At 31.3% G+C, this 22639-nt stretch carries 16 protein-coding genes; 10 read left to right on the forward strand and 6 right to left on the reverse strand.

What is annotated here, in order from left to right; translation table 11 throughout:
• Nucleotides 1–12: 12 nt before the first annotated feature.
• Nucleotides 13–2160, reverse strand: coding sequence for a DNA mismatch repair protein MutS (locus N5D46_RS07805; RefSeq protein ID WP_280037633.1), 2148 nt, complete (start codon nucleotides 2158–2160; stop codon nucleotides 13–15).
• A gap of 68 nt (nucleotides 2161–2228) precedes the next feature.
• Nucleotides 2229–2612 carry a hypothetical protein gene (locus N5D46_RS07810; protein ID WP_115000084.1) on the reverse strand — a complete coding sequence of 128 codons (384 nt, stop codon included), beginning with the start codon at nucleotides 2610–2612 and terminating at the stop codon, nucleotides 2229–2231.
• A 45-nt stretch (nucleotides 2613–2657) separates the two neighbouring features.
• On the opposite strand from N5D46_RS07810, the gene N5D46_RS07815 reads away from it, so the two are divergent.
• Entirely contained in the window at nucleotides 2658–3335 is a 678-nt protein-coding gene (locus N5D46_RS07815) for a uracil-DNA glycosylase (protein ID WP_115002030.1), read from the forward strand.
• Nucleotide 3336: 1 nt separating this feature from the next.
• Here the strand turns inward: N5D46_RS07815 and N5D46_RS07820 are convergent, their stop codons facing one another.
• Complete coding sequence (locus N5D46_RS07820; RefSeq protein WP_280049674.1) at nucleotides 3337–4239, reverse strand: hypothetical protein; 903 nt, start codon at nucleotides 4237–4239, stop codon at nucleotides 3337–3339.
• A gap of 184 nt (nucleotides 4240–4423) precedes the next feature.
• Here N5D46_RS07820 and N5D46_RS07825 point away from each other — a divergent pair, with 184 nt between their 5' ends.
• The 3 genes from N5D46_RS07825 (at nucleotide 4424) to N5D46_RS07835 (ending at nucleotide 10431) form a co-directional block, all read left to right on the forward strand.
• Complete coding sequence (locus N5D46_RS07825) at nucleotides 4424–7885, forward strand: methylmalonyl-CoA mutase family protein (protein WP_280049675.1); 3462 nt, start codon at nucleotides 4424–4426, stop codon at nucleotides 7883–7885.
• A 76-nt stretch (nucleotides 7886–7961) separates the two neighbouring features.
• Nucleotides 7962–9377, forward strand: coding sequence for a DUF4932 domain-containing protein (locus N5D46_RS07830; protein ID WP_125350330.1), 1416 nt, complete (start codon nucleotides 7962–7964; stop codon nucleotides 9375–9377).
• 37 nt (nucleotides 9378–9414) lie between these two features.
• On the forward strand, nucleotides 9415–10431 hold the full coding sequence (locus tag N5D46_RS07835; protein WP_125350329.1) for a PTS sugar transporter subunit IIC: 1017 nt from the start codon (nucleotides 9415–9417) through the stop codon (nucleotides 10429–10431).
• A 57-nt stretch (nucleotides 10432–10488) separates the two neighbouring features.
• On the opposite strand, the gene N5D46_RS07840 is transcribed toward N5D46_RS07835, so the two are convergent.
• Together N5D46_RS07840 and N5D46_RS07845 are read right to left on the reverse strand one after the other, a co-directional pair.
• On the reverse strand, nucleotides 10489–11751 hold the full coding sequence (locus tag N5D46_RS07840; RefSeq protein ID WP_125350328.1) for a DUF3472 domain-containing protein: 1263 nt from the start codon (nucleotides 11749–11751) through the stop codon (nucleotides 10489–10491).
• A 21-nt stretch (nucleotides 11752–11772) separates the two neighbouring features.
• A complete protein-coding gene (locus N5D46_RS07845) occupies nucleotides 11773–14103 on the reverse strand; it encodes a tetratricopeptide repeat protein (protein ID WP_280037628.1) in 2331 nt (776 codons plus the stop codon).
• A gap of 349 nt (nucleotides 14104–14452) precedes the next feature.
• Here N5D46_RS07845 and N5D46_RS07850 point away from each other — a divergent pair, with 349 nt between their 5' ends.
• The 5 genes from N5D46_RS07850 (at nucleotide 14453) to N5D46_RS07870 (ending at nucleotide 20185) form a co-directional block, all read left to right on the forward strand.
• Nucleotides 14453–15955 (forward strand): GH3 auxin-responsive promoter family protein, encoded by a 1503-nt coding sequence (locus N5D46_RS07850; protein WP_280049676.1) that lies wholly within the window; start codon nucleotides 14453–14455, stop codon nucleotides 15953–15955.
• 23 nt (nucleotides 15956–15978) lie between these two features.
• Nucleotides 15979–16527: an acyl-CoA thioesterase gene (locus tag N5D46_RS07855; protein WP_181816338.1), complete on the forward strand. Its 549-nt coding sequence runs from the start codon at nucleotides 15979–15981 to the stop codon at nucleotides 16525–16527.
• A 485-nt stretch (nucleotides 16528–17012) separates the two neighbouring features.
• Nucleotides 17013–17564, forward strand: a complete 552-nt coding sequence (locus N5D46_RS07860; protein ID WP_280049677.1) for a hypothetical protein — start codon at nucleotides 17013–17015, stop codon at nucleotides 17562–17564.
• A gap of 56 nt (nucleotides 17565–17620) precedes the next feature.
• Entirely contained in the window at nucleotides 17621–18448 is an 828-nt protein-coding gene (locus N5D46_RS07865) for a 5'-nucleotidase, lipoprotein e(P4) family (RefSeq protein ID WP_180906414.1), read from the forward strand.
• Between the two features lie 297 nt (nucleotides 18449–18745).
• Nucleotides 18746–20185 (forward strand): MFS transporter, encoded by a 1440-nt coding sequence (locus N5D46_RS07870; protein WP_125350321.1) that lies wholly within the window; start codon nucleotides 18746–18748, stop codon nucleotides 20183–20185.
• 297 nt (nucleotides 20186–20482) lie between these two features.
• Here the strand turns inward: N5D46_RS07870 and N5D46_RS07875 are convergent, their stop codons facing one another.
• Nucleotides 20483–21757 carry a hemolysin family protein gene (locus N5D46_RS07875; RefSeq protein WP_125350320.1) on the reverse strand — a complete coding sequence of 425 codons (1275 nt, stop codon included), beginning with the start codon at nucleotides 21755–21757 and terminating at the stop codon, nucleotides 20483–20485.
• 69 nt (nucleotides 21758–21826) lie between these two features.
• Here N5D46_RS07875 and N5D46_RS07880 point away from each other — a divergent pair, with 69 nt between their 5' ends.
• Entirely contained in the window at nucleotides 21827–22573 is a 747-nt protein-coding gene (locus N5D46_RS07880; RefSeq protein WP_280037621.1) for a M15 family metallopeptidase, read from the forward strand.
• Nucleotides 22574–22639: the final 66 nt, after the last annotated feature.

Below are 22639 nucleotides of genomic sequence, written 5' to 3' on the forward strand. Positions count from 1 at the left end.
TTCTTTTTTTTTTTAAATCTTATATACTTCGTTTACATTAATCTGTGTTGTAAATAAACCATAGTTTACAAAAACAATTTCTTTTTTTATCTTATCAATTGTTCCAACACTTGAAGAACCATGAATTTTTACTCGATCACCAACTTTCAAAGCATCAATTTTTTTCTGAGTAGCTGCTTTTTCTTTCTTTTCGATGACTTCTTTTTGTTGAGAAATTGTTTCTGAATTTTCTTTTAATTCGCGTTTAACTTCTTTCTCTACAATCTTTTCGATTTTCTTTAATTGTTGAACTTCTTTCGTTTTTTTCGAGTTTTCCATTTCAATTAATTTCAAGAAATTCGAAATCATTTGCTTTTTATTTTTCGTTTTCAAATAAGAATCCGCCATGTCTGAAATACGTTCTCCAAGTTTCAAACGTTTTTGTTCACGATCATATAATTGCTGAAAATCGTATAGTTTTTGTTGAATTTTTTCGTTTGTTTGTTCTAATTTTTCATTGTGTTCAATATTCGTTTCGCGCAACTCTTCAACATGATCTTTTGTTTTCTGAATCTCAAATTTTTCCTGTTGAAGTTTCAAAATGGTTTTATCCAAACTCACTTTTTCACTTTCAACCTTTTTCTTTGCGCGATTAATCAAACGAAACGGAATTTTATTTTTCTCTGCAACCTCAAATGTAAACGAACTTCCGGCTTGTCCAATTTCTAAACGATAAAGCGGTTCCAAACTTTTTTTATCGAACAACATACATGCGTTGATCGCTTCTGGCAAACTTTCTGCACTCAATTTGATATTGGTATAATGCGTCGTAAAAACACCGAAAGAATTACGTTCATAAAATTCTTCAAAGAAAACTTCGGCCAAAGCTCCACCCAATTCTGGATCAGAACCTGTCCCAAATTCATCAACTAACAATAATGTTTTATCATCAGCATTTTTCAAGAAATACGACATTTGTTTTAGACGATAACTGTATGTTGATAAGTGATTTTCAATGGATTGATTATCTCCAATATCTGTGAAAATTTGATTAAAGAATCCAAATTGACTTTCATCTTTTACAGGAACTAAAAGACCGCTCTGGATCATAATTTGAAGCAAACCAATCGTTTTTAACGTAATTGATTTTCCTCCAGCATTTGGACCAGAAATAATGATAATACGACAATCTTCGTTAATTTCTAAACTCTGCGGAATCGTTTTTTGAGCTTTTCTTTTATTGTTTAAGAATAAAACAGGATGATAAGCATCGACTAATTTGATAATTCGATTCTCAGAAAGTTGAGGTAAAATTCCATTAATCAAAAAAGCATAATTTGCTTTCGCTTGTGTAAAATCGATGTATTCTAAAAACGTTTGATATTCTTCAAGATTTGGTTTGTATTCTGCAATTTGAGCAGTTAAATCTAATAAAATCTGAATAACCAAATGTTTTTCTTCTTCTTTTAATTCTTCCCATTCACGACGAGGATTTTGTACACTTTCTGGCTCAATAAACGTAATCGATCCAGTTTTAGAAGTACCTAAAAATTGCCCTTTCACACGTTTTCTCAAAGCAGATTTAACGGCTAAAACGCGACGATTTCCAACAACAGATTCACGAATGTCATCCAAATAATCCGAATGATAAGACATCGATTTATTGAATAATTCGGTAATTCGTCCATTCAAATGACGCAAACGATCGCGTACAATTTTCAGTTCAGGACTTGCGTCGTCCTTGATTTCTCCAAATTTATTGAATACTTGATCGATTAATTTTATGATATTTTTTTCGTAAGTAATCGTTGAAGCTTTCTCAAACAAAACAGGTGCATATTCGTTGAAAGCTGTCAAATATTTCAAGATTTCTTTCACTTGAAGCGTATTTGCCTTGATTTTGAAGAATTCTTCTGCAGGCAAATAATAATTCTCAATTTCTAATCGGCTTAGATTTTCATCTAAAATATAATATTCTGAAAACGGAAAACGATTTCCCGTCTCGAAACTTGTTAAATATTCGTTTGTCGTTTGTAGATCTTGTACCAAAAGTTGGTGATCCTGATAAGGTTTTAAGTTAAAAATAAGTGCCTCAACCTTTTCTGTATAAGCAAATTCTGCGATTTCTTTTTGAACCGCATTAAATTCTAAATCTTTTAAAGTTTGTTCTGATATTTGCATTAACGCAAAATTACGGATAAAATTTCGACAAATTCAAAATCATGAAATACTTTGAAATCCGTGATTTTTTATGACCGATCAAAGTGAATGACATTAATTTTGACCTTATTAATATATGTCATTTGATCTGTGTTAGTATTTGCTTTGCTACTTCTGAAAACTGATTTTTTAGTTTCATTTGGTTTTAAATCAATAGTTAAAGTTTCGGAATTGATTGTCGGATTTGGATTTTTAAATTCAAAAGTTAATTTAACTTTTACTGAAAAATCCTTGTTTTTATTCTTCACTTCAGTGCTTATGTTGTATGTTCGGTCTGCATTATATATCATATCTGTATTCAAAACTTTTATATTATTTTCAATTTTCCGGCCTAAATCATAAGGATCATCATCAGCAAAATCTATACAAGAATTTAGTATAAAAAAGGGAATTAGGTAAAGAAACTTTTTCATAGAGGTTAAAATTGGTTAATTTTGTTTCTGTATAAATATATGAAAATGGATGTGAAATTAGATGCTTCTTGGAAAGAAGTTTTAAAGAATGAATTTGAAAAAGATTACTTTAAAATATTGACAGATTTTGTACGAAATGAGTATAAAACAAAAACAATATATCCTCCCGCATCCAAAATATTTTCTGCGTTAGATTATACGCCTTTTGATAATGTAAAAGTTGTTTTGATTGGTCAAGATCCCTATCATGGAGTTGGACAAGCAAATGGTTTGTCTTTTTCAGTTGCCGATGGAATTAAATTACCTCCAAGTTTGCAGAATATTTATAAAGAGTTGAATGATGATCTAGGAATAGGAATTTCGACTTCAGGAAATTTGGAAACATGGGCCAAACAAGGTGTATTATTATTAAATGCAACATTGACGGTTGAAGCTTCTAAGGCAGGTTCGCACCAGAAAAAAGGTTGGGAAATATTTACAGATGCTGTAATACAGAAGCTTTCTGATCAAAAAGAAAATTTAGTTTTTATACTTTGGGGAGCTTATGCTCAAAAAAAAGGAGCAAAAATTGACCGAAATAAGCATGTTGTTATAGAATCTGCTCATCCTTCTCCATTAGGAGCTTACAGAGGTTTTTGGGGAAGTAAACCTTTTTCGAAAACTAATGATTTTTTGAAAAGTAAGAATCTACAACCTATAAATTGGGAAATCAAAAGTAAATAATTTACATCGCCATAATTTTTTGTAAATAAGAATTAAAAGCTGTAGGGGTGTTTACGTTTATATACGGAACTTTTTCGGTTATTTTTTCTTTTAGAATAGTATAAGTAGCTACAAAAATGGTAACATTTGGAAGATTTTTCGTGATTGATTCGAGATAAATTTCAAGAGAAGTGGAATCATAATTTTTAGAGATATAAATAAAAATATGTGTTATTTGAGTATTTTCAATACATTCTAAAATAGAATTTAAACTCTGATTTTCCCCTAAATAAATTCCTTTTTCGTTATTAATTTTTAAAAGAAGATGAGTATAAATTAATTCTAAATCTTCATTTTCTTTTTCAGGTAAAAATAAAAGCCATTTACGAGAATTTTGATCTGAATATGGAATTGATTTAATCAAATAAAATAGATGTTTTCTAATTAAATTTTTAGAAAAGGAAATAACCGATTCTTGAATCGTATACTTTTCCATAATGATAGACATTTTGCTTAAAAAAGGAAAAACAATATCTATACAACATTTTTCGATTCCAATTTTATTGAAACAAAGTGTAAGAATAGCGTCAAAGAAACGTGTGTCATATGAAAAACAAGAACAGATTAATAACACAATAATTGGTTCGTAACTTTTGTTTTTCTGGATATAATTTTGAATTTCAAATTCGGATAAAAGTTGTATTTCTGAAAGTGATTTTACACTTAAATTTTCTACTGTATATTTTTTGTTTGATTCAATTAAAAAAGAAATAATAATAACTTTTTTTAAGTGATCGTGGTTAAATAATGAATTTTTATCAATCTTATCCTCGTTAAACAATTTGAACTTTTTATCCCATAAAACAATCATTTGTTCATCTAGTCTTGACAGATCTGATAGATCTTTTAGAGAATAAGTATTCATAAGTAGAATTCTAAAATAGTTCTCTTTAAAGTTAATAATATATTGTAAATAAATCAATATAAATTATAGTGATTTATTAATAAAACATTAATATTTTATTGAATATGATAATTTTATCTGCACGAAAAACATTGAAATTTATGTTATCTTAGCAAGAGTCATAAAAAATCAAAATCACAAATAAATGTCACAAATTACTCAAGAAGAAAAGAAAGAAAAGTTTGTACATCCAATACAAGAAGTATACACTCCTAAAAACAAAGTACGTATTGTAACTGCTGCTGCTTTGTTTGATGGGCATGATGCGTCGATTAATATTATGCGTCGCATTATTCAAGCAACGGGTTGCGAGGTAATCCATTTAGGTCACGATAAATCGGTTGAAGATGTTGTAAATACTGCGATACAAGAAGATGCAAATGCAATTGCAATGACATCTTATCAAGGAGGTCACAACGAATATTTCAAATATATGTACGATTTGCTTCAAGAAAAAGGAGCGGGTCATATCCGCATCGTTGGAGGTGGAGGTGGAGTAATTTTACCGTCAGAAATTAAAGAGTTGATGGATTACGGAATTACACGTTTATACTCTCCTGATGATGGTCGCGAATTAGGTTTGCAAGGAATGATTAATGATATGGTGGAGAAAGCAGATTTTCCGACAGGGCCATTAGAATTGCCAGAAGGAAAAGATGTTTATCAATCATTAGAAGATAAAGATATCACGACGATTGCGCGACTAATTTCGTTGGCAGAAAATCGTGAAGAAGATTTTTTGAAGGCATTTGATTTCGATAAAGTAGCTGATAAATCTGCACCGGTTTTAGGAATTACGGGAACAGGAGGAGCAGGAAAATCGTCTATGGTAGATGAATTAGTGCGTCGTTTTTTGATTGATTTTCCAGAAAAATCAATTGCTTTGGTTTCTGTCGATCCATCGAAAAAGAAAACGGGTGGTGCTTTGTTAGGCGATCGTATTCGTATGAATTCTATCAACAATCCTCGTGTTTATATGCGTTCGTTGGCAACTCGTCAATCAAATTTAGCGTTATCGAAATATGTAGAGGAAGCAATTCAAGTGTTGAAAGCAGCGAAATATGATTTGATTATTTTAGAAACTTCTGGAATTGGTCAGTCAGATACCGAAATTTTAGATCATTCTGATGCTTCTTTGTACATTATGACGCCAGAATTTGGTGCTGCAACGCAATTAGAGAAGATTGATATGTTAGATTTTGCTGACATTGTTGCGATTAACAAATTCGATAAACGTGGTGCGTTAGATGCCTTACGCGATGTAAAAAAACAATACCAACGTAATCATAATCTTTGGGATATAAATCCTGATGAAATGCCTGTTTTTGGAACAATTGCTTCACAATTTAACGATCCAGGAACCAATCAATTATACCAATCAATCATTGATAAAGTGGTTGAAAAAACAAATGCAGATTTGAAATCTTCTTTTCAAATTACAAAAGAAATGTCAGAGAAAATCTTTGTTATTCCACCTTCAAGAACACGTTATTTATCTGAGATTGCAGAGAATAATCGTGGATATGATGTTCGTGCAAATGCACAGAGAGATGTAGCTCAAAAACTATATGGTTTCTTTAAAACAATTGAAACACTTTCTGGAAAAAAGCCAACAATTTCTCAACACGGAATTGATATTTCTGGAACTGAAAATGCAGATTTAGTTAAAATTCTTTTAGCTGAATTTGATAAATTAAAAATGAATTTAGATCCTTTCAACTGGGAAGTAATCACGACTTGGGACGAAAAGGTAAACAAATATAAAAATCCAGTTTATACATTTAAAGTGCGTGATAAAGAAATTAAAATTCAGACACATTCTGAGTCTTTATCGCATTTACAAATCCCTAAAATTGCATTGCCAAAGTACGAAGCTTGGGGCGATATTTTACGTTGGGTTTTACAAGAAAATGTTCCGGGAGAGTTTCCTTTTACTTCGGGATTATATCCATTTAAACGTGAAGGTGAGGATCCAACGCGTATGTTTGCGGGTGAAGGTGGACCAGAGCGTACCAATCGTCGTTTCCATTATGTTTCGAAAGGAATGCCTGCAAAGCGTTTGTCTACAGCGTTTGATTCGGTAACATTATACGGAAATGATCCAGGTCATCGTCCTGATATTTATGGAAAAATTGGTAATGCCGGAGTTTCGATTTGTTGTTTAGATGATGCGAAGAAATTATATTCTGGTTTCGATTTATCGCATCCAGCAACTTCAGTTTCGATGACGATTAATGGACCAGCACCTATGTTGTTAGGTTTCTTTATGAATGCTGCAATCGATCAAAATTGTGAAAAATACATCAAAGAAAATGGTTTAGAAACTGAAATTGAAGCAAAAATCAAAGCTATTTACGAAGACAAAGGTTTGGAAAGACCTCGTTATAATGGTGATTTACCAGAAGGAAATGATGGTTTAGGATTGATGCTTTTAGGTGTAACGGGAGATCAGGTTTTACCTGCGGATGTTTATGCTGAAATCAAGAAAAATACATTAGCTCAAGTTCGTGGAACGGTTCAAGCAGATATCTTGAAAGAAGATCAAGCACAAAATACGTGTATCTTTTCAACTGAATTTGCGTTACGTTTAATGGGCGATGTGCAAGAATATTTCATCAATCAAAATGTACGTAATTTCTATTCGGTTTCTATTTCGGGTTACCATATTGCTGAAGCAGGAGCGAATCCTATTACGCAGTTAGCGTTTACGTTAGCTAACGGATTTACGTATGTTGAGTATTATTTATCTCGCGGAATGGATATCAATGCGTTTGGGCCAAACTTATCGTTTTTCTTCTCGAATGGTATCGATCCAGAATATTCGGTAATTGGTCGTGTGGCACGTAAAATTTGGGCAAAAGCCTTGAAAAATAAATACGGAGCTAATGAACGTGCGCAAATGTTAAAATACCATATTCAAACTTCGGGTCGTTCATTGCACGCACAAGAAATTGATTTCAATGATATTCGTACAACTTTACAAGCTTTATATGCAATTTATGACAACTGTAACTCATTGCATACCAATGCGTATGATGAAGCAATTACAACGCCAACAGAAGAATCGGTTCGTAGAGCAATGGCTATTCAGTTGATTATCAACAAAGAATTAGGTTTAGCGAAGAACGAAAATCCAATTCAAGGTTCATTTATAATTGAAGAATTAACGGATTTAGTAGAAGAAGCAGTTTTACAAGAATTTGATCGTATTACAGAACGTGGTGGCGTTTTAGGAGCGATGGAAACGATGTATCAACGTTCTAAAATTCAGGAAGAATCATTGTATTACGAAACATTGAAACACAACGGAACGTTCCCAATTATTGGTGTAAATACGTTCTTAAGTTCAAAAGGTTCGCCAACAGTGGTTCCTGCGGAGGTTATTCGTGCAACAGAAGAGGAAAAACAATTTCAAATTAAAACTAAAGAAAACTTGAATAAAATTAATGAACAACAAGCTGAAAGTGCATTAGAAACTGCACAACAAGCGGCTATTAACAATCAAAATATTTTTGAAGTGTTGATGGAAGCAACCAAAGTTTGTTCATTAGGACAAATCACTTCTGCCTTATTCGAAGTAGGCGGACAGTACCGTAGAAATATGTAATTTTTTTATTAATAATACTTTAACAGCCTCATCTTTTGATGGGGTTGTTTTCTTTTAAAAATACTTATAAACTAATATGAAAAAAAATGTAATTGTAGCTTTATTCACCTTGTTAGCAATGCCAAGTTTTGCACAAAAAGTTTTACATACCAATGAAAAAATGCTTGAAATAAAAGTAAATGGTAAAATATCAAGCAAATCTTGGGCTATTAATTCTAAAATTAAGCCAGATGTTTTTATGGCAGAAGTTTCAAATGAAAAGAGTGAAGTGATTTATTCTGATGGAAAGAATAATCTTTCTTTTGATTTAAAAAAAGGTGAAACGATTGATTTTTTAATCATTCAGAATAAGAAAGATACCGCTTATCAACGTATTATTGGAATTGCACCTAACGTAAATTTTACAAAAGATTATATCAATAAATATAAAGGAAAAACTGAAGTTGCGATTCCGGAAGTGAGTGAATTGGTCAATATTTTAATGGCTTTGCATCCCGATGCTGAGAAAGAAATTAATATGTTTGACACCAAAACAGAATATTATAAACAAGTAAAAGAGTACTTTAAGCCTTATTTGAATCATCCTGCGATAGATACGATTAAAAAATATATTACAGATTTACAGTATATTGAGGATTACAAAGGAAATATGTTTTCTAATACAAGTTATCGCTATTATTATGCCTTGAAAATGAATGCTTGTGCATATAATTTTGATAAAAACGGAGAGATTAAAAATAATGGAAACATAGGTCAAATGGCAAAAGGCTGGTATACGTTTGATCCGATGAAAGATGCAAAAGTGTTCCAAGATTTTGCAAAAGTGAGTAATTTTAGAGTATTCTATAAGAACAACCAACCGTATTATACAGAACTTTTGCAAAGGTATAATCAATTAAATCCAATTCAGAAAATGCAAAATTGGTTGGATAAAAAGTTCGGATTTGGTTATGGTTCATACGCAGTATATTTTTCGCCGTTAATTTATGGAGCGCATTCTACATCGCGTTTTGAGGATAACGGATTTACACAAACTATTATGTTCATTGCTCGTGCAGATTTTGATTCAAAATTGACTCCTACGCAAAATGAATTGTTAGAATCACGTGTTGTATTTACTGAAATCGATCATAATTATGTAAATCCTGTTTCTGATAAATATGTGAAACAAATCAATGAAGCATTGTCAAATCGTAAAAAGTGGGCGAAACCTACAATAACTGATATGTATGAATCACCTTACAAGGTTTTTAACGAATACATGACTTTTGCTGTTTATACATTATATGTTCATGATAATTATAGCAAAACAGATTTGGATAAATATTTGCCAGAATTGAATGGAATGATGAGTAATATGAGAGGTTTTGCGAAATTTACAGATTTTAATCAAGTAATGCTTGCAAAGTACAAAGAAAATCCATCAATTAATATGACTGATTTATATGAATATATGCTTGATTGGTGTAAAAAAGAGAATGAAATAGATTAGTTTTTTATACAAATAATAGATTTTTTTAATTTCAAACATGAAAAATTTCCTACTCAAAAAAGATATACAAATTTCTGCAAAACGATATTTTATCGATGCAATGGGCGCAATGGCTTATGGTTTATTTGCGACTTTATTGGTTGGTACAATTTTGAAAACTATTGGTGAAGAGTTAGATATTTCTTTTTTAACTGATATTGTTTGGCCAGTTGCGAATCAAGCGACAGGACCTGCGATAGCATTGGCTATTGCTTATAGTTTACGAGCACCTCAATTGGTGTTATTTTCGTCAGCAGTTATAGGAATTGCAGCATATCAATTAGGTGGACCTTTAGGTGTTTTTATAGCGACAATTGTAGCGGTTGAAGTGGGAAAAATGGTAGCAGGCGAAACACGTATAGATATTGTAATTACACCGATTATTACTGTTTTGGTTGGAGTAATCTTAGCACAAATCATTGGTCCTTCTGTTCAACAAATGATGAAATGGATTGGTGAAATAATTATATTTTCAACCGATTCTAATCCTTTGATAATGGGAGTTGTAATTGCTGTAATTGTCGGTATGGTTTTGACTTTACCAATTTCATCAGCTGCTTTGTGTCTAATGTTAGAATTAGACGGTTCAGCAGCTGGAGCTGCAACAATAGGTTGTTGTGCACAAATGATTGGATTTGCTACAATCAGTTTTAAGGATAATGGTTTGAAAGGTGTTTTAGCACAAGGATTAGGGACAAGTATGTTACAGGTTCCGAACATTTATAAAAATTGGAAAATTTGGATTCCACCAACTTTAGCTTCAGCGATTATAGGTCCAATTGCAATTATTTATTTCAATATGGAAAATACAGCTCTAGAATCGGGGATGGGTTCTTGTGGTTTGGTTGGACAAATAGGAACTTTCAATGCTATGAAATCTAAATATGATACTTCATATATTTTAACTTCAATATTAATTTTGCAAATCATTGCTCCAGCAATTATTTCATATTTAATTTACATTTTCATGAAAAAGAAAAACTGGATAAAAGATGGTGATATGAAGTTGAGGTAAATAAAAAATCGGTTGGATAATTCCAACCGATTTTTTATTTAGTTTATACAATATTGATTATTGTAATTTCGAAAAATCAATTTGTGGTGCAGTTTGTTTGTTATCAAACTTGAAAGCTGTTCCAGGTTGTTCAATTTCATTAAAAAAGCCTCCCATCTTCAAGAAATATCCAGTAGATGTTGTTCCTCCAGTTGCATCAATACGTTGATTTGCTTTATAAGTTGCATCAACAGTTAATTTTGCTCCATTTACTTTTTTCCATTCTCCATCATAAACCCATTGATTGTTGAAGTTTACTTTTCTAGTTAAGTAACCTTGTGTTGGCATAAAATTTTCTAGGAAAGAGTGAAATCTTTTTAGGTATGTATTTGTTTTAGGGCGTTTAAAGCTTGCGATGATTTGCCAATTATTCGTTTCTGGCATAAAAAACCAAGCTGTATAAGTTGTCGAATTATCACCATTTGGAACACCTTTCAATAAGAATTTATACGTTGTATCGGCTTTCCAATTGTATTTCATATAACTTTGTCCACCAGAACCTTCGTTACCGAATTCTCCTGTTTTCACATTGTCTCCTTTCTTTAACAAAACGATTTTTTCATCATCAGGAATACTTTTTGGGTCATCAGTTACGAAAGGACTCCAAACTGAAAACAAAATACGTCTTTCCGTTTGTGAATTAGCTTGAATTCCGAAATATCCTTCTCCAAAACCGTTTGCCATATAATAAGAACCAATTATATCAGCGTCTTTTGGTACAACGATTTCATTGTAGTAATATGAAACATTTTTCTCTGTAGGGATCTCGTAAGCCAAATGGCAAGAAGGTCCACGTCTCGCCCAATAATAGTACTGCGGATCGTTGCTATAAATAATTCCGTTGTCTACTGCAGTTCCACTAACTATCAAATCTGTAATAGGGATTTCGCCTTTCAATCCGCTTAAATCAACAGAAACATAACCCGGTTTTGAAATAGCGAATGTACCTACAGAAATAGTTTTATCAGTAGATTTCCAATTGTATTTTTTTGTTTTTTTATTGAAACCAACATTTAATTGAGCGTCATTTTTAGCTTCACCCTTTAATTGAATATTAACATTTCCAGTTCCTAAAACTTTGAAATACGTTTTTGTTACATTTTTAGTTTGTGGAGAAATTAAAGCATTCACTTTTGTAACTGTAGAAGATGATCCTTCTTTATGACCGACTTCAAAAGCATTTCCAACCAAAGGAATGTCATAAGTTTTTGTTTGTTGTGCGATTACATTTCCTCCAACCAAAACGGAAAGAGAGAATAAGATGTAATGAATTGTTTTCATGGTGTTAATTTAATTTATATTTTAATAATTCGTATCCCCTCCTTCAAGACTAACTGTATTTGATTCTTTTACAGTTTTTTTAAGAACATTTTTATCATCATTGTTATTCTTCGGTTGATTTATTTCTTTTTCAATGATTTGTGTAGGTGATCTATCTACAGCATTAATTTGTGGTTGGTTTTCTTCAATCTTTTGATTTTCAGTAGTTTTTCGGTTGGTGTTACGCAATTTATCCAACAAACGTTTTGCTTGCTTAGCTTCTTCGGTTCCGTCATAAGCCGTAATTACAATTTCTAAAGCTTGCTCAAAATCGCTATCTTTTCCAGTTTGTTTGATTACATAAGCATTTAATAAAGCAAATTTAGCAATGATAATTTCAGTAGGAAATTTTACAATTACTTCTTGTACTTTTTTCTTTACGTCATCATATTTTTTATCTTGATACAACGTGTATGCAACTTTGTAGGCTTCTAAAGCTTCTTTTGTTTCAGCAGTGATGTATTCAACTTCTGGATTAAGAATATAACCTGCATAAATCGTATTTGGATACTTTGTTAGAATCACATTTTTGTATTCATCTTCTAATTTTTGATCACGATTTTTATAAATACGATACAATTGATAAGTCGCTTTTAATAACACATCATCAGATTTTGGAGGCGAAGCAACCAAGGCTTTCAATTCTTTTCCAGCTAATTCAGCATTATTGAAAATATCAAAATATCCTGTACCTAAAGACAATTGCGTTGTATCTCTCACAACTTTCAACTCATTCAATACTTTCTGAGAAGTTGGAATTTGATCTAAATAATAATCAAGTTCAAAACGTCTTGGATCGCCAGCAGCAATTTGCCCTGTCAATTCATTCTGTTTGTCCTCAATTACAGTACTTATCGCATTCGAATTTCTCCAATTATCTTTCAACGAAATTCCTCCCCAAATACGTTGGAATTCTTGCTGTCCAGTCGATTTTAAATTTTGATTATAGAAATAGAATTTTCCTTTATCAGCATTATTGAAACTCGTCGTAAAACTTGCTGTTTTATTCTCTAACTGAAAAGTTTCCATTTCTTTTTGCTCTTCTATAGCTTGCTTTTCTTCTTTTTTCTTTAATTTTTCAATATAATCTGTGAAGAATTTTGATTGATCTTCTTTTGGAAGTGCAGCAAGTTTTAGAATCGAATCATTTTTCTGAACTAAATAATGTTTTTCCATCAATTTTTTCAAAACATCATTTCGTTTCTGAATACGCGTTTGATCTTCTGGCAAATTATAACTCGTTTGTGCCGAATCATAATAAGCCGATGCGTAAACATAATCGTTTTGCTTGAACTTTATATCACCATAATTTTCGAAAGCGCGCCCACGAATATAAGGATCAGACATTGGTTCCTTCAAACTCAATTTTGCATATTCTACAGCATCATCCATTTTGTCAGCTCGAAAAGCCATTTCAGAAATTCCGTAATATAACTCGTTTTTCTTCGATGCATAAATTCCTTTATTCGAGATGTCCAACAAGTTTTGCTTGTAATTTCCATAATTATTAATTTTTGGATCAAAATTAGCAGCAATCGCTAATTGCGATTTGATTTCCATATCAAATCCAGGCTTCATTTTATAAACTTGCGTGAAAGCTTCACCAGCTTCTTGTTGTTTTCCTAATTTAGAAAAAACTTGTCCTAACGTATAAAATATTCGAACTCGTTCATCTTTATTTGTAGAAAAATATTCGGCTTTTTGCAATGGATCAAGTGCTTCTTCGTACTTTTTTTGATCAATTAAAAATTGAGCATAGGTACGCGCAATCATTGTTTTTAATTCTTTACTTTTATACGGATCGTTTTCGTAAAGTTTTTGTAAAGTTTCGATTCCATCAAAGTAATTTCCACCTTTTATTTCGGCAACAGTTTTGTAAACATGCGCTTCTTGCGCGTATTTAGAATCTTTGAAATTTTTGACAACATAGTTTAAAGCATCAAGCGCTTCAAAGTATTTTTTTTGATAAAATAATGATTTTCCAATCAATAAATAAGCGCGACCCATCAAAGGATTATTTTCTTTTCCTTTAATTAACATCGAATGTTTTTCGATTGCTTTCGAAGCTTTTGCCTCTACAGCAGCAAATCCAAGAGGTTTTTCTACTTTATCTTGATTATTTCGATTTCCACTTCCAATACCAAAATTGGGCGTATTAAATTCACCTAAATTAGCAGAGTCCGAAACAGAAAAATATTCTATTCCAACAGGTAAAATCTTCGAGTAATTTTCTACATAATTTGTTTGTAGTTCTGTGTTCTTTTTTTCTAACTCATCCTCAGCATTGAATACTCCATTAAACCACGATGTCATCTTGTGATATTGTCGGTTTTTGAAACTATTTTTTTGCGTAGAACAGCCGATTAAAAAACTTGCGGCGAAGATACTCAGTACAATCTTTTTCATGATAGCGAATAAAAACAAATCTACAATAAAACGTTCGATTAGAAAAAATCTTGTATCCTTCGAAAAAATAAGATAATTTTATGTGGAATAGAAATAATAGAGAAGCGACTTTTTACGGGATGATTATAAAATGATAGCTAACGTTTTAGCTTTAATGTAATTAGTGATTTGACTAAGAAAAATCATTGCAATTGTTGTTAAATTATTTAGAATATTCGTTTAAATTCGACCAATAATAATGTTTTAAAGGAACAGCATGAAAGCTTTTTTAGCGAAAATTTTTGCAAAATACATTGTCAACAAAGAACAAAAGTGGATAAATAATCCGCTAGAAACACAAGACAAAATTCTAAATGAATTGATTATTGCTGCAAAAAATACAAAGTTTGGAGTTGATCATCATTTTGAATCAATCAAAAATTATGAAGATTTCAAATTGCAAGTTCCAATCAACGATTACGAAGGTTTGAAACATTATTTTGATGAGGTAATTGAAGGAAAGTCTGATATTCTTTGGCCTGGAAAACCTCTTTATTTAGCTAAAACTTCTGGAACAACTTCTGGTGCAAAATATATTCCGCTTACAAAAGAATCTGTTCCATCTCATATAAATTCTGCTCGAAACGCTTTATTGTTTTATATTAATGAAACTAAGAATTCTAATTTTGTTGACGGAAAAATGATTTTCTTACAAGGAAGTCCAATTCTCGAAGATAAAAACGGATTGAAAGTTGGTCGACTTTCTGGAATTAGTGCTCATTTTGTTCCAAATTATTTGCAAAAAAATCGTTTACCGTCTTATGAAACAAATGTGATTGAAGATTGGGAAACGAAAGTGGATAGAGTAGTGGATGAAACGGTGAAAGCTGATATGACGCTGATTTCTGGGATTCCGCCTTGGTTGATTATGTATTTTGAACGATTGATTAAAGTTTCTGGAAAAGAAAATGTTCAGTCGATTTTTAAGAATTTACAATTAATGGTAACAGGAGGTGTAAATTATGAACCATATCGCGATAAAGTGAATCAATTAATTGGTCGAAAAATAGATTGTATTCAGACATATCCTGCCTCAGAAGGGTTTATTGCATATCAAGATTCACAAAAAAGTGATGATTTATTGCTTTTATTGAACAATGGAATTTTTTATGAATTTGTACCAGTTGATGAATTTTTTGATGAAAATCCAACCCGAATTTCCTTGAAAGATGTTGAAATTGGAAAAGACTATGTTCTAATTCTCAATACAAATGCAGGTTTGTGGGGATATAATATTGGTGATACAGTTCGTTTTACGTCGATAAAACCTTATAGAATTGTTGTTTCTGGTCGAATCAAACATTATACATCTGCTTTTGGTGAACATGTAATTGGTCATGAAGTGGAACAGGCTTTACAAAAAACTTTAGAAAAATATCCAGCGAGTGTAAATGAGTTTACAGTTGCGCCTCAAGTTAATCCAACAGAAGGTTTGCCTTATCACGAATGGTTAATCGAGTTTGATCAAAAACCACAAGATATAACCATTTTTAATAAAGAATTGGATGCACAAATGCGTCATCAAAATACATATTATGATGATTTGATTACGGGAAATATTTTGCGTCCGCTTGTTGTTTCTGAGGTTAAAACAGAAGGTTTTCAGCATTATATGAAATCGATAGGAAAATTGGGTGGACAAAATAAAGTTCCTCGTTTGTCTAATAATCGCGAAATTGCAGATGAATTTTACAGTCTAAACTTAATTACTACAAATTGAACACACACACAACAATAGATAAAATGATTTACAAAACGGTAAAAAGTTCATTGGTAACTTTTTCGCAATTAATGCTTCCATCACATTCCAATTTTAGTGGAAAAATTCATGGTGGATTCATTCTTTCTCTACTCGATCAAATTGCATTCGCATGTGCTTCCAAATACTCTGGAAAGTACTGTGTCACGGCATCTGTGGATAGAGTAGATTTCTTAACGCCAGTAGAAGTAGGGGAATTATTAACCCTAAAAGCATCGGTTAACTATGTAGGAAGAACGTCAATCGTTGTAGGAATTCGAGTAGAAAGTCAAAACATCCAAACGGGCGAAATTAAACATTGTAATTCGTCTTATTTTACGATGATTTGCAAAGAAGAAAATGGAGAAAAAGCTGAAGCTCCAAAATTAATTTTGAAGAATTTGAATGAAGTTCGACGTTTTTATAAAGCTTTGCATCGAATTGAAGAACATACAAAAGCAAAAGAGCAAGTGAAAAATTCGATTGATTATAAATCACAAGATTTAATTGATCATTTATTGGACAATCATTTTGTTAAAATAGAACTAGATTAAAGTTTTTACATCATAAATAAAGGACTCAATTCAGTAAATGGATTGAGTTTTTTTTATATAGTTGATAAATAAGTGTTTGTGATTTATCCTCCTCAAAAAAAAAAGATTATTGAATGGTCATGACTAAATTGAAAATTATTTGATTTTAAGAAAATTAGGCATTGTATTTGTTTTATAAATTTTTAATACCAAAACCAAACTTTTTATTTAATTCATTATTATGAAAACTCTCTTCAAATTTTTATTACTATTGATAGCAAGTACAACTATTTCATTTGCTCAATCTTCTGGTTTAAATAGTCAATTAATACAAACAAATTTTAGTAAAAATAGCTCTAAATCTTCAAATCCTATTAGTTTGGCTGTAGCAGGAAGTGTACTTGTTTTAGCTTTTTGTGCTTTTCGTTTCAGAAAAAAAATTGTCTAAAACGAAACAAATCATTTTTTCGAAATCAGAAAAACGATTTAATTTTTAAATTTGTAGAATGAAATATTTATTCATTTTACTTGTATTGTTAGTGCTGTTCGTTATTTACAAAAAACTAAAAACAGCTCAAATAGAAAAACCACTTCTGAAAGAAGAAGAACCAAAAATATCATTTTTGAAAATTGAAAAAAATGATGATTTGATTGATGATTCTAATGAACAAATTTCAGAATTTGAAGTAAAAATAGATTCGGTAACAAAGAAAAAAAATACATTAGAATTTTTAATTTCTATTCAAAATAATACCGAAAAAACAGTTCGTATAAATATCGTTAAAGCTGATTTTTATTCAAATTCTTCTCAAAAAAAGATCAAAGCGGATGTTACATTTTATGGAGAATTGGCAATGGGAACAAATGATATTTTATTGAAAAATACCATTTTACCCGATTCTCACGTTATCCGAAATATTTATTTCTTCGAAATAGATTTAATTCATTTTAATCAAAATGATTATTTAGAAATCGATATAGAGATTAATGGAGAACATCATCAGTTCAAAAAATATTTTCATCAAACAACTTTCGAATCGATTAAATACATTCAGTAATCCGATTTTTTGATTTGAATTGTAAGGCTTAATTTTGCATTTCAGAATTTAGAGATATGAAACATATACAATTGATGCTTGGAAGCTTGATGCTTTTTGGATTAACAGCTTGTCAAACACCAAAAATAGTTACTGAACAACAACCGGTTCAGCAAAAAAGTTTGCAAGTTGATGGTAAAATTTATGCTGCATTTTTTCAACAACGTGCCGCTGAATATCAAGCCTTGAGCCAGCAAGCTTATAATGTTGCTAAAATGAGATTGGATGAAGCAATTGCGAAAAAAGGCGCAAAACCTTTGGCGATTGTAACGGATATTGATGAAACTTTTTTGGATAATTCGTACTATGCAGTAGAAATGGCGCGTCAAGGAAAAACATGGTCACAAGAAACTTGGGCAAATTGGACGTCGAAAGGAATTGCTACGCCTTTGGCTGGTTCTCAAGAGTTTTTTCAGTATGCGGCTAGCAAAGGTGTTCAGATTTTTTACGTTACAAATCGATACGAAGTGGAACGTCCTGGAACTTTGGCAAATTTAGAGAAATATAATTATCCAATTCAAAGTGCTCAGAATTTGATTTTGAGAAGCAAAGAAAGCAGTAAAGAAGCGCGTCGTCAAAATATTTCGAAAGATTATGACATTGTATTATTGTTGGGAGATAGTTTAACAGATTTTTCTTCTTTATTTGATAATCATAAATCTGAAAAAGAAAGAGCAGCAGCCGTAGAAACTTTAAAATCTGAATTTGGAAAACGATTTATTGTATTGCCAAATGTTGGATATGGAGATTGGGAATCTGCAATATTTGATTACAAATACGATTTGACGCAAGAGCAAAGAGATTCTATTATATACGAAGCAGCGAGAGAAACTCCTGTGAAATAAAGAATAAATACACAATGAAAACTGTCTTAATCGGACAGTTTTTTTTTGATTTATAAAAAAGTGAGAAATTAAATTTTAAATACATTTAACATGTTTTTGTTAAAAATAATCTATTAATTATTATTTGATCTGTAAAAAAATAATATTTATTTATTGAATATATAGTTTTTTTCTTTGTGCTGTATAATATTTAAGCATTCACCTATTTGTAAATTAAACTATAAATAACCTATATTTATAAGCTGGTTGTTTAGGCAATCATCAACCAATATTTAAAAAAAAATTATATCAAAACACATGAGTCAATCACAAAAAACTAATTGGGGTCAATTTATCCCACTGGTTACAGTATTCTTCTTTTGGGGATTCGTAGCGGCAAGTAATGAAATTTTAATTCCAGTTTTTAAAAAATCATTTGATTTATCCCAAGCCGAAAGTCAATTAGTCGCAGTAGCTTATTATATCGCTTATACGGTTGGAGCTTTAATTTATATGGGCGTTTCATTATTAGCTAAACAAGATTTAATCAATAAATTTGGGTATAAGAATTCATTATCTTTTGGACTTCTTTTATCAGCTATTGGAACGCTTTTTTTTATTCCAGCAGCCAATACAGGATCATTTCCTTTAATGTTAACAGGTTTGTTTACTGTAGGTCTAGGTTTTTCGTTGCAACAAACTGTTGCTAATCCGCTTGCAATTGCTTTAGGAGATGCAAGTACTGGATCTCAACGTTTAACATTAGCTGGAGGTATTAATAACTTAGGAACTACAATTGGACCTTTAATTGTTGCTTATGCAATTTTTGGTGCAGGAGGAGAAGGAGAAACAACTTTGAGTATAGAAGCAGTTAAAATTCCATATTTGTGTTTGGGTGTTGCTTTTTTAGCTGTTGCTATTTTCTTGAAATTTTCGTCTTTACCAAATCATCCAGAACAAGAAGAGGATAGTGCGATTGCAACTTCAAAAAATGATAAATCATCAGCCTTAAAATATCCTCAATTATTATTAGGAATGCTTGCGATCTTCTTATATGTAGGTGTAGAAGTTTCTACTGTAAGTAATTTACCAGCATATATGCACAATGAATTAGGGTTCGATATACAAGGAGTAACACCATATGTTTCGTTATATTGGGCAAGTATGATGATTGGTCGTTGGGGTGGTGCAGCAGAAGCATTTGGTTTAGATAAGACAAAAACATTGGCTCTTAAATTTATAGCACCTTATTTAGCTTTTGGGATTTTCTTATTAGTTAATTACATTGCAGGGCATGATTTGAAACCATTTTATCTATATAGTGTAATTATTTTAATAATGATTTTAGCTTCTTTATGGACAAATGGAAACCCTGCTAAAATGTTATTAACTTTCTCAATTATTGGAATTGTAGCATTATTAATCGGAATGAATACAACTGGTTTAGTCTCTATTTATTCTATTACAAGTGTTGGTTTGTTCTGTAGTACATTATGGCCTTGTATTTTTGCATTAGCAATTAATGGTTTAGGAAAAAACACTTCGCAAGGAAGTAACTTCTTAATTATGATGATTATGGGAGGAGGATTAGTAAGTATATTCCAAGGGTATATTGCAGATTTATCAACTGTTCATTCTAGTTATATTGTTTGTATTTTATGTTTTGTGTATCTTGTATTTTATGCAATTGCAACGCCTAAAATTCTTAAAAAACAAGGAATAAATCTTGGTGAAGTTAAATCTGAAGGAGGACATTAGGAAGATTTAATATTTAGTAATTTAATAAAAGGCTGTTTTATAATTTATTATAAAACAGCCTTTTCAGTTATTGAATTAATATAATAGGTGAAGGGACAAGAGAAACAACAAATTACAACATTTTGACAAGGTTCTAGAAAATATTCTAATTAGAATAATTCAAATACCACTACCCAGACAGCATCGCTATAAATCTATTTACTGGTCTAGGGATTAGTGCTAATGGAGAAAATTATATTACTGCTCAAAAAATAAATTAGTGAGTTAATAAAAAACTCAACCATTTGGTTGAGTTTTTTATTTCTTACGATATGCCAATATTTTATCAATACGATTACCGTCTTTGTCTACAATTTCTAGTGTCAAATCTTCTACTTCTACCTTATCACCAACATTTGGAATGGTTTCGTATTTATCTAAGAAAATTCCAGCAACGGTAACATATCTATTTTCGATGTCTTCGTCGATATCAATCTCAAAAAACTTCTCGAATTCATAGATCGAAAATTGCCCATCGATCAACCATGTACCATCTTCACGTTCTACGATTTCGTAATCTTCGTCTTGGTTCTCTGGTGTATCACCAACCAATTCGTCCAAAATATCGTTTATTGTTACAATTCCAGCCGTCGTACCATATTCGTCTAAAATAATGGCAAAATGTGCTTGTGAATTCTGTAACATTTCCAACAAAGGATAACTAAACGAATTTTCATTGACAAAAATAGGTTTGTGTATAAATTTTTTCAGGCTAAAATCTTCCTTACTTACACCAAACATATCTTTTAGTTTCAAGATACCAACGATTTCGTCCAGATTATTGTTCTTCGTAACAGGGTAGGCTGAATATTTATTTTTCTTAACTTTTGCACGTGCTTTCTCATAATCATCCGAAATATCTAATGAAGCAATTTCCGAACGATGCGTTGCTAACGTGTTCACACGACGATCTCCAAGCTCGAAAACACGTTCTAAGATTTCGTGTTCTTTTTCCTGAATTTCACCACCTTCTGTACTTTCTTTGATGATATTTTTAATTTCTTCTTCCGAAACAACTTCGCTGCTATCGTCTTTAATACCAAACAATTTTAAGAAAAAATTATTGGTAACTGTTAACAACCAAACGAATGGAGAAGTGATGATAGATAACCATTTCATCGGTTTCGAAACAATAGTAGAAACCATTTCAGGAAATTTCATTCCCAAACGTTTTGGTAATAATTCGCCAAATACAATCGAAAAATAAGTGATGATTACTACCATAATAATTGGAGAAAGTGTTTTGGCGTAAGGTGCAATGAAAGAAATAGATGTTAAAAATTCTGTTAAATTTGCAGTTAGTTTATCACCCGAGAAAACCCCTAATAAGATACCAATAAGGGTAATTCCGATTTGTACGGTTGATAAAAATTTGTTCGGATTCTCAGCAAGTTCTAAAGCCGTTTTAGCACCAGAACTTCCTTTCTTCATTTGATTTTCTAATTTGAATTTTCTTGACGAAACAAGTGCCATTTCTGACATGGAAAAAATTCCGTTCAATAAAATCAATACGATTATTATAACAATCTCCACTTTTATTCTTTAATTTTGATAAAAATAAACCAAAATCTAATACTTACCATAATGTCTCAATTTAATATTATGAAATTTTCTTATTTAATTTTACTTGCTTTTATGCTAAATGCTGGTTGTGCTTTCGGTAACAGCGATCAAACTCCAGAAGAAACAGATACTATTTTACCTACTTTTACAACGGCTGAATTGATTGGTAAAGGCAACCCTACGATGGTTGGAAATGGGTATAAATTGTTGCCAGAAGTTGCAAAACAATTTGAATTAATGAAAGCTGATGCACAAAAAGCAGGTTTTAAAATACAAGTGATTTCGAGCTATAGAAATTATACGTATCAAAACGGAATTTGGGAGCGCAAGTATAAAGCAAATCAAGCGAAGAAAATTGCAGCGAAAGAAAACATCGAAAAGATTATTGAATATTCTACCATTCCAGGAACTTCTCGTCACCATTGGGGAACTGATTTGGATATTATAGACGGAACGCGCGGAATACCAGCAGATCCGTTGAATGAGAAACATTTTAACGAAGGAGGATCAATGCATAAATTTAAACTTTGGTTAGATGAAAATGCATCTAAATATGGTTTTTATTTGGTGTACACGGATAATTCAGCGAGAAAAGGATTCAAATATGAACCGTGGCATTTTACGTATAAAGCGATTTCTGAACCGATGTTACAAGCTTATAAAAAGCTTGATATTAAAAAGGTTTTACAAGAAAATAAATTGTTAGGAAGCGAAAATTTTACAGATGATTTTATCGAAAAATATCGAAAAGAAAATATTTTGGATATAAATCCTGTTATTAAATAGTTAAAGCTCCTTTTTGGAGCTTTTTTTGTGGTATCTTTAAATAAAATTTAAGAGATTATACTTTCT

Source organism: Empedobacter sp. GD03865, assembly GCF_029840775.1.
Taxonomy (GTDB): domain Bacteria; phylum Bacteroidota; class Bacteroidia; order Flavobacteriales; family Weeksellaceae; genus Empedobacter; species Empedobacter falsenii_B.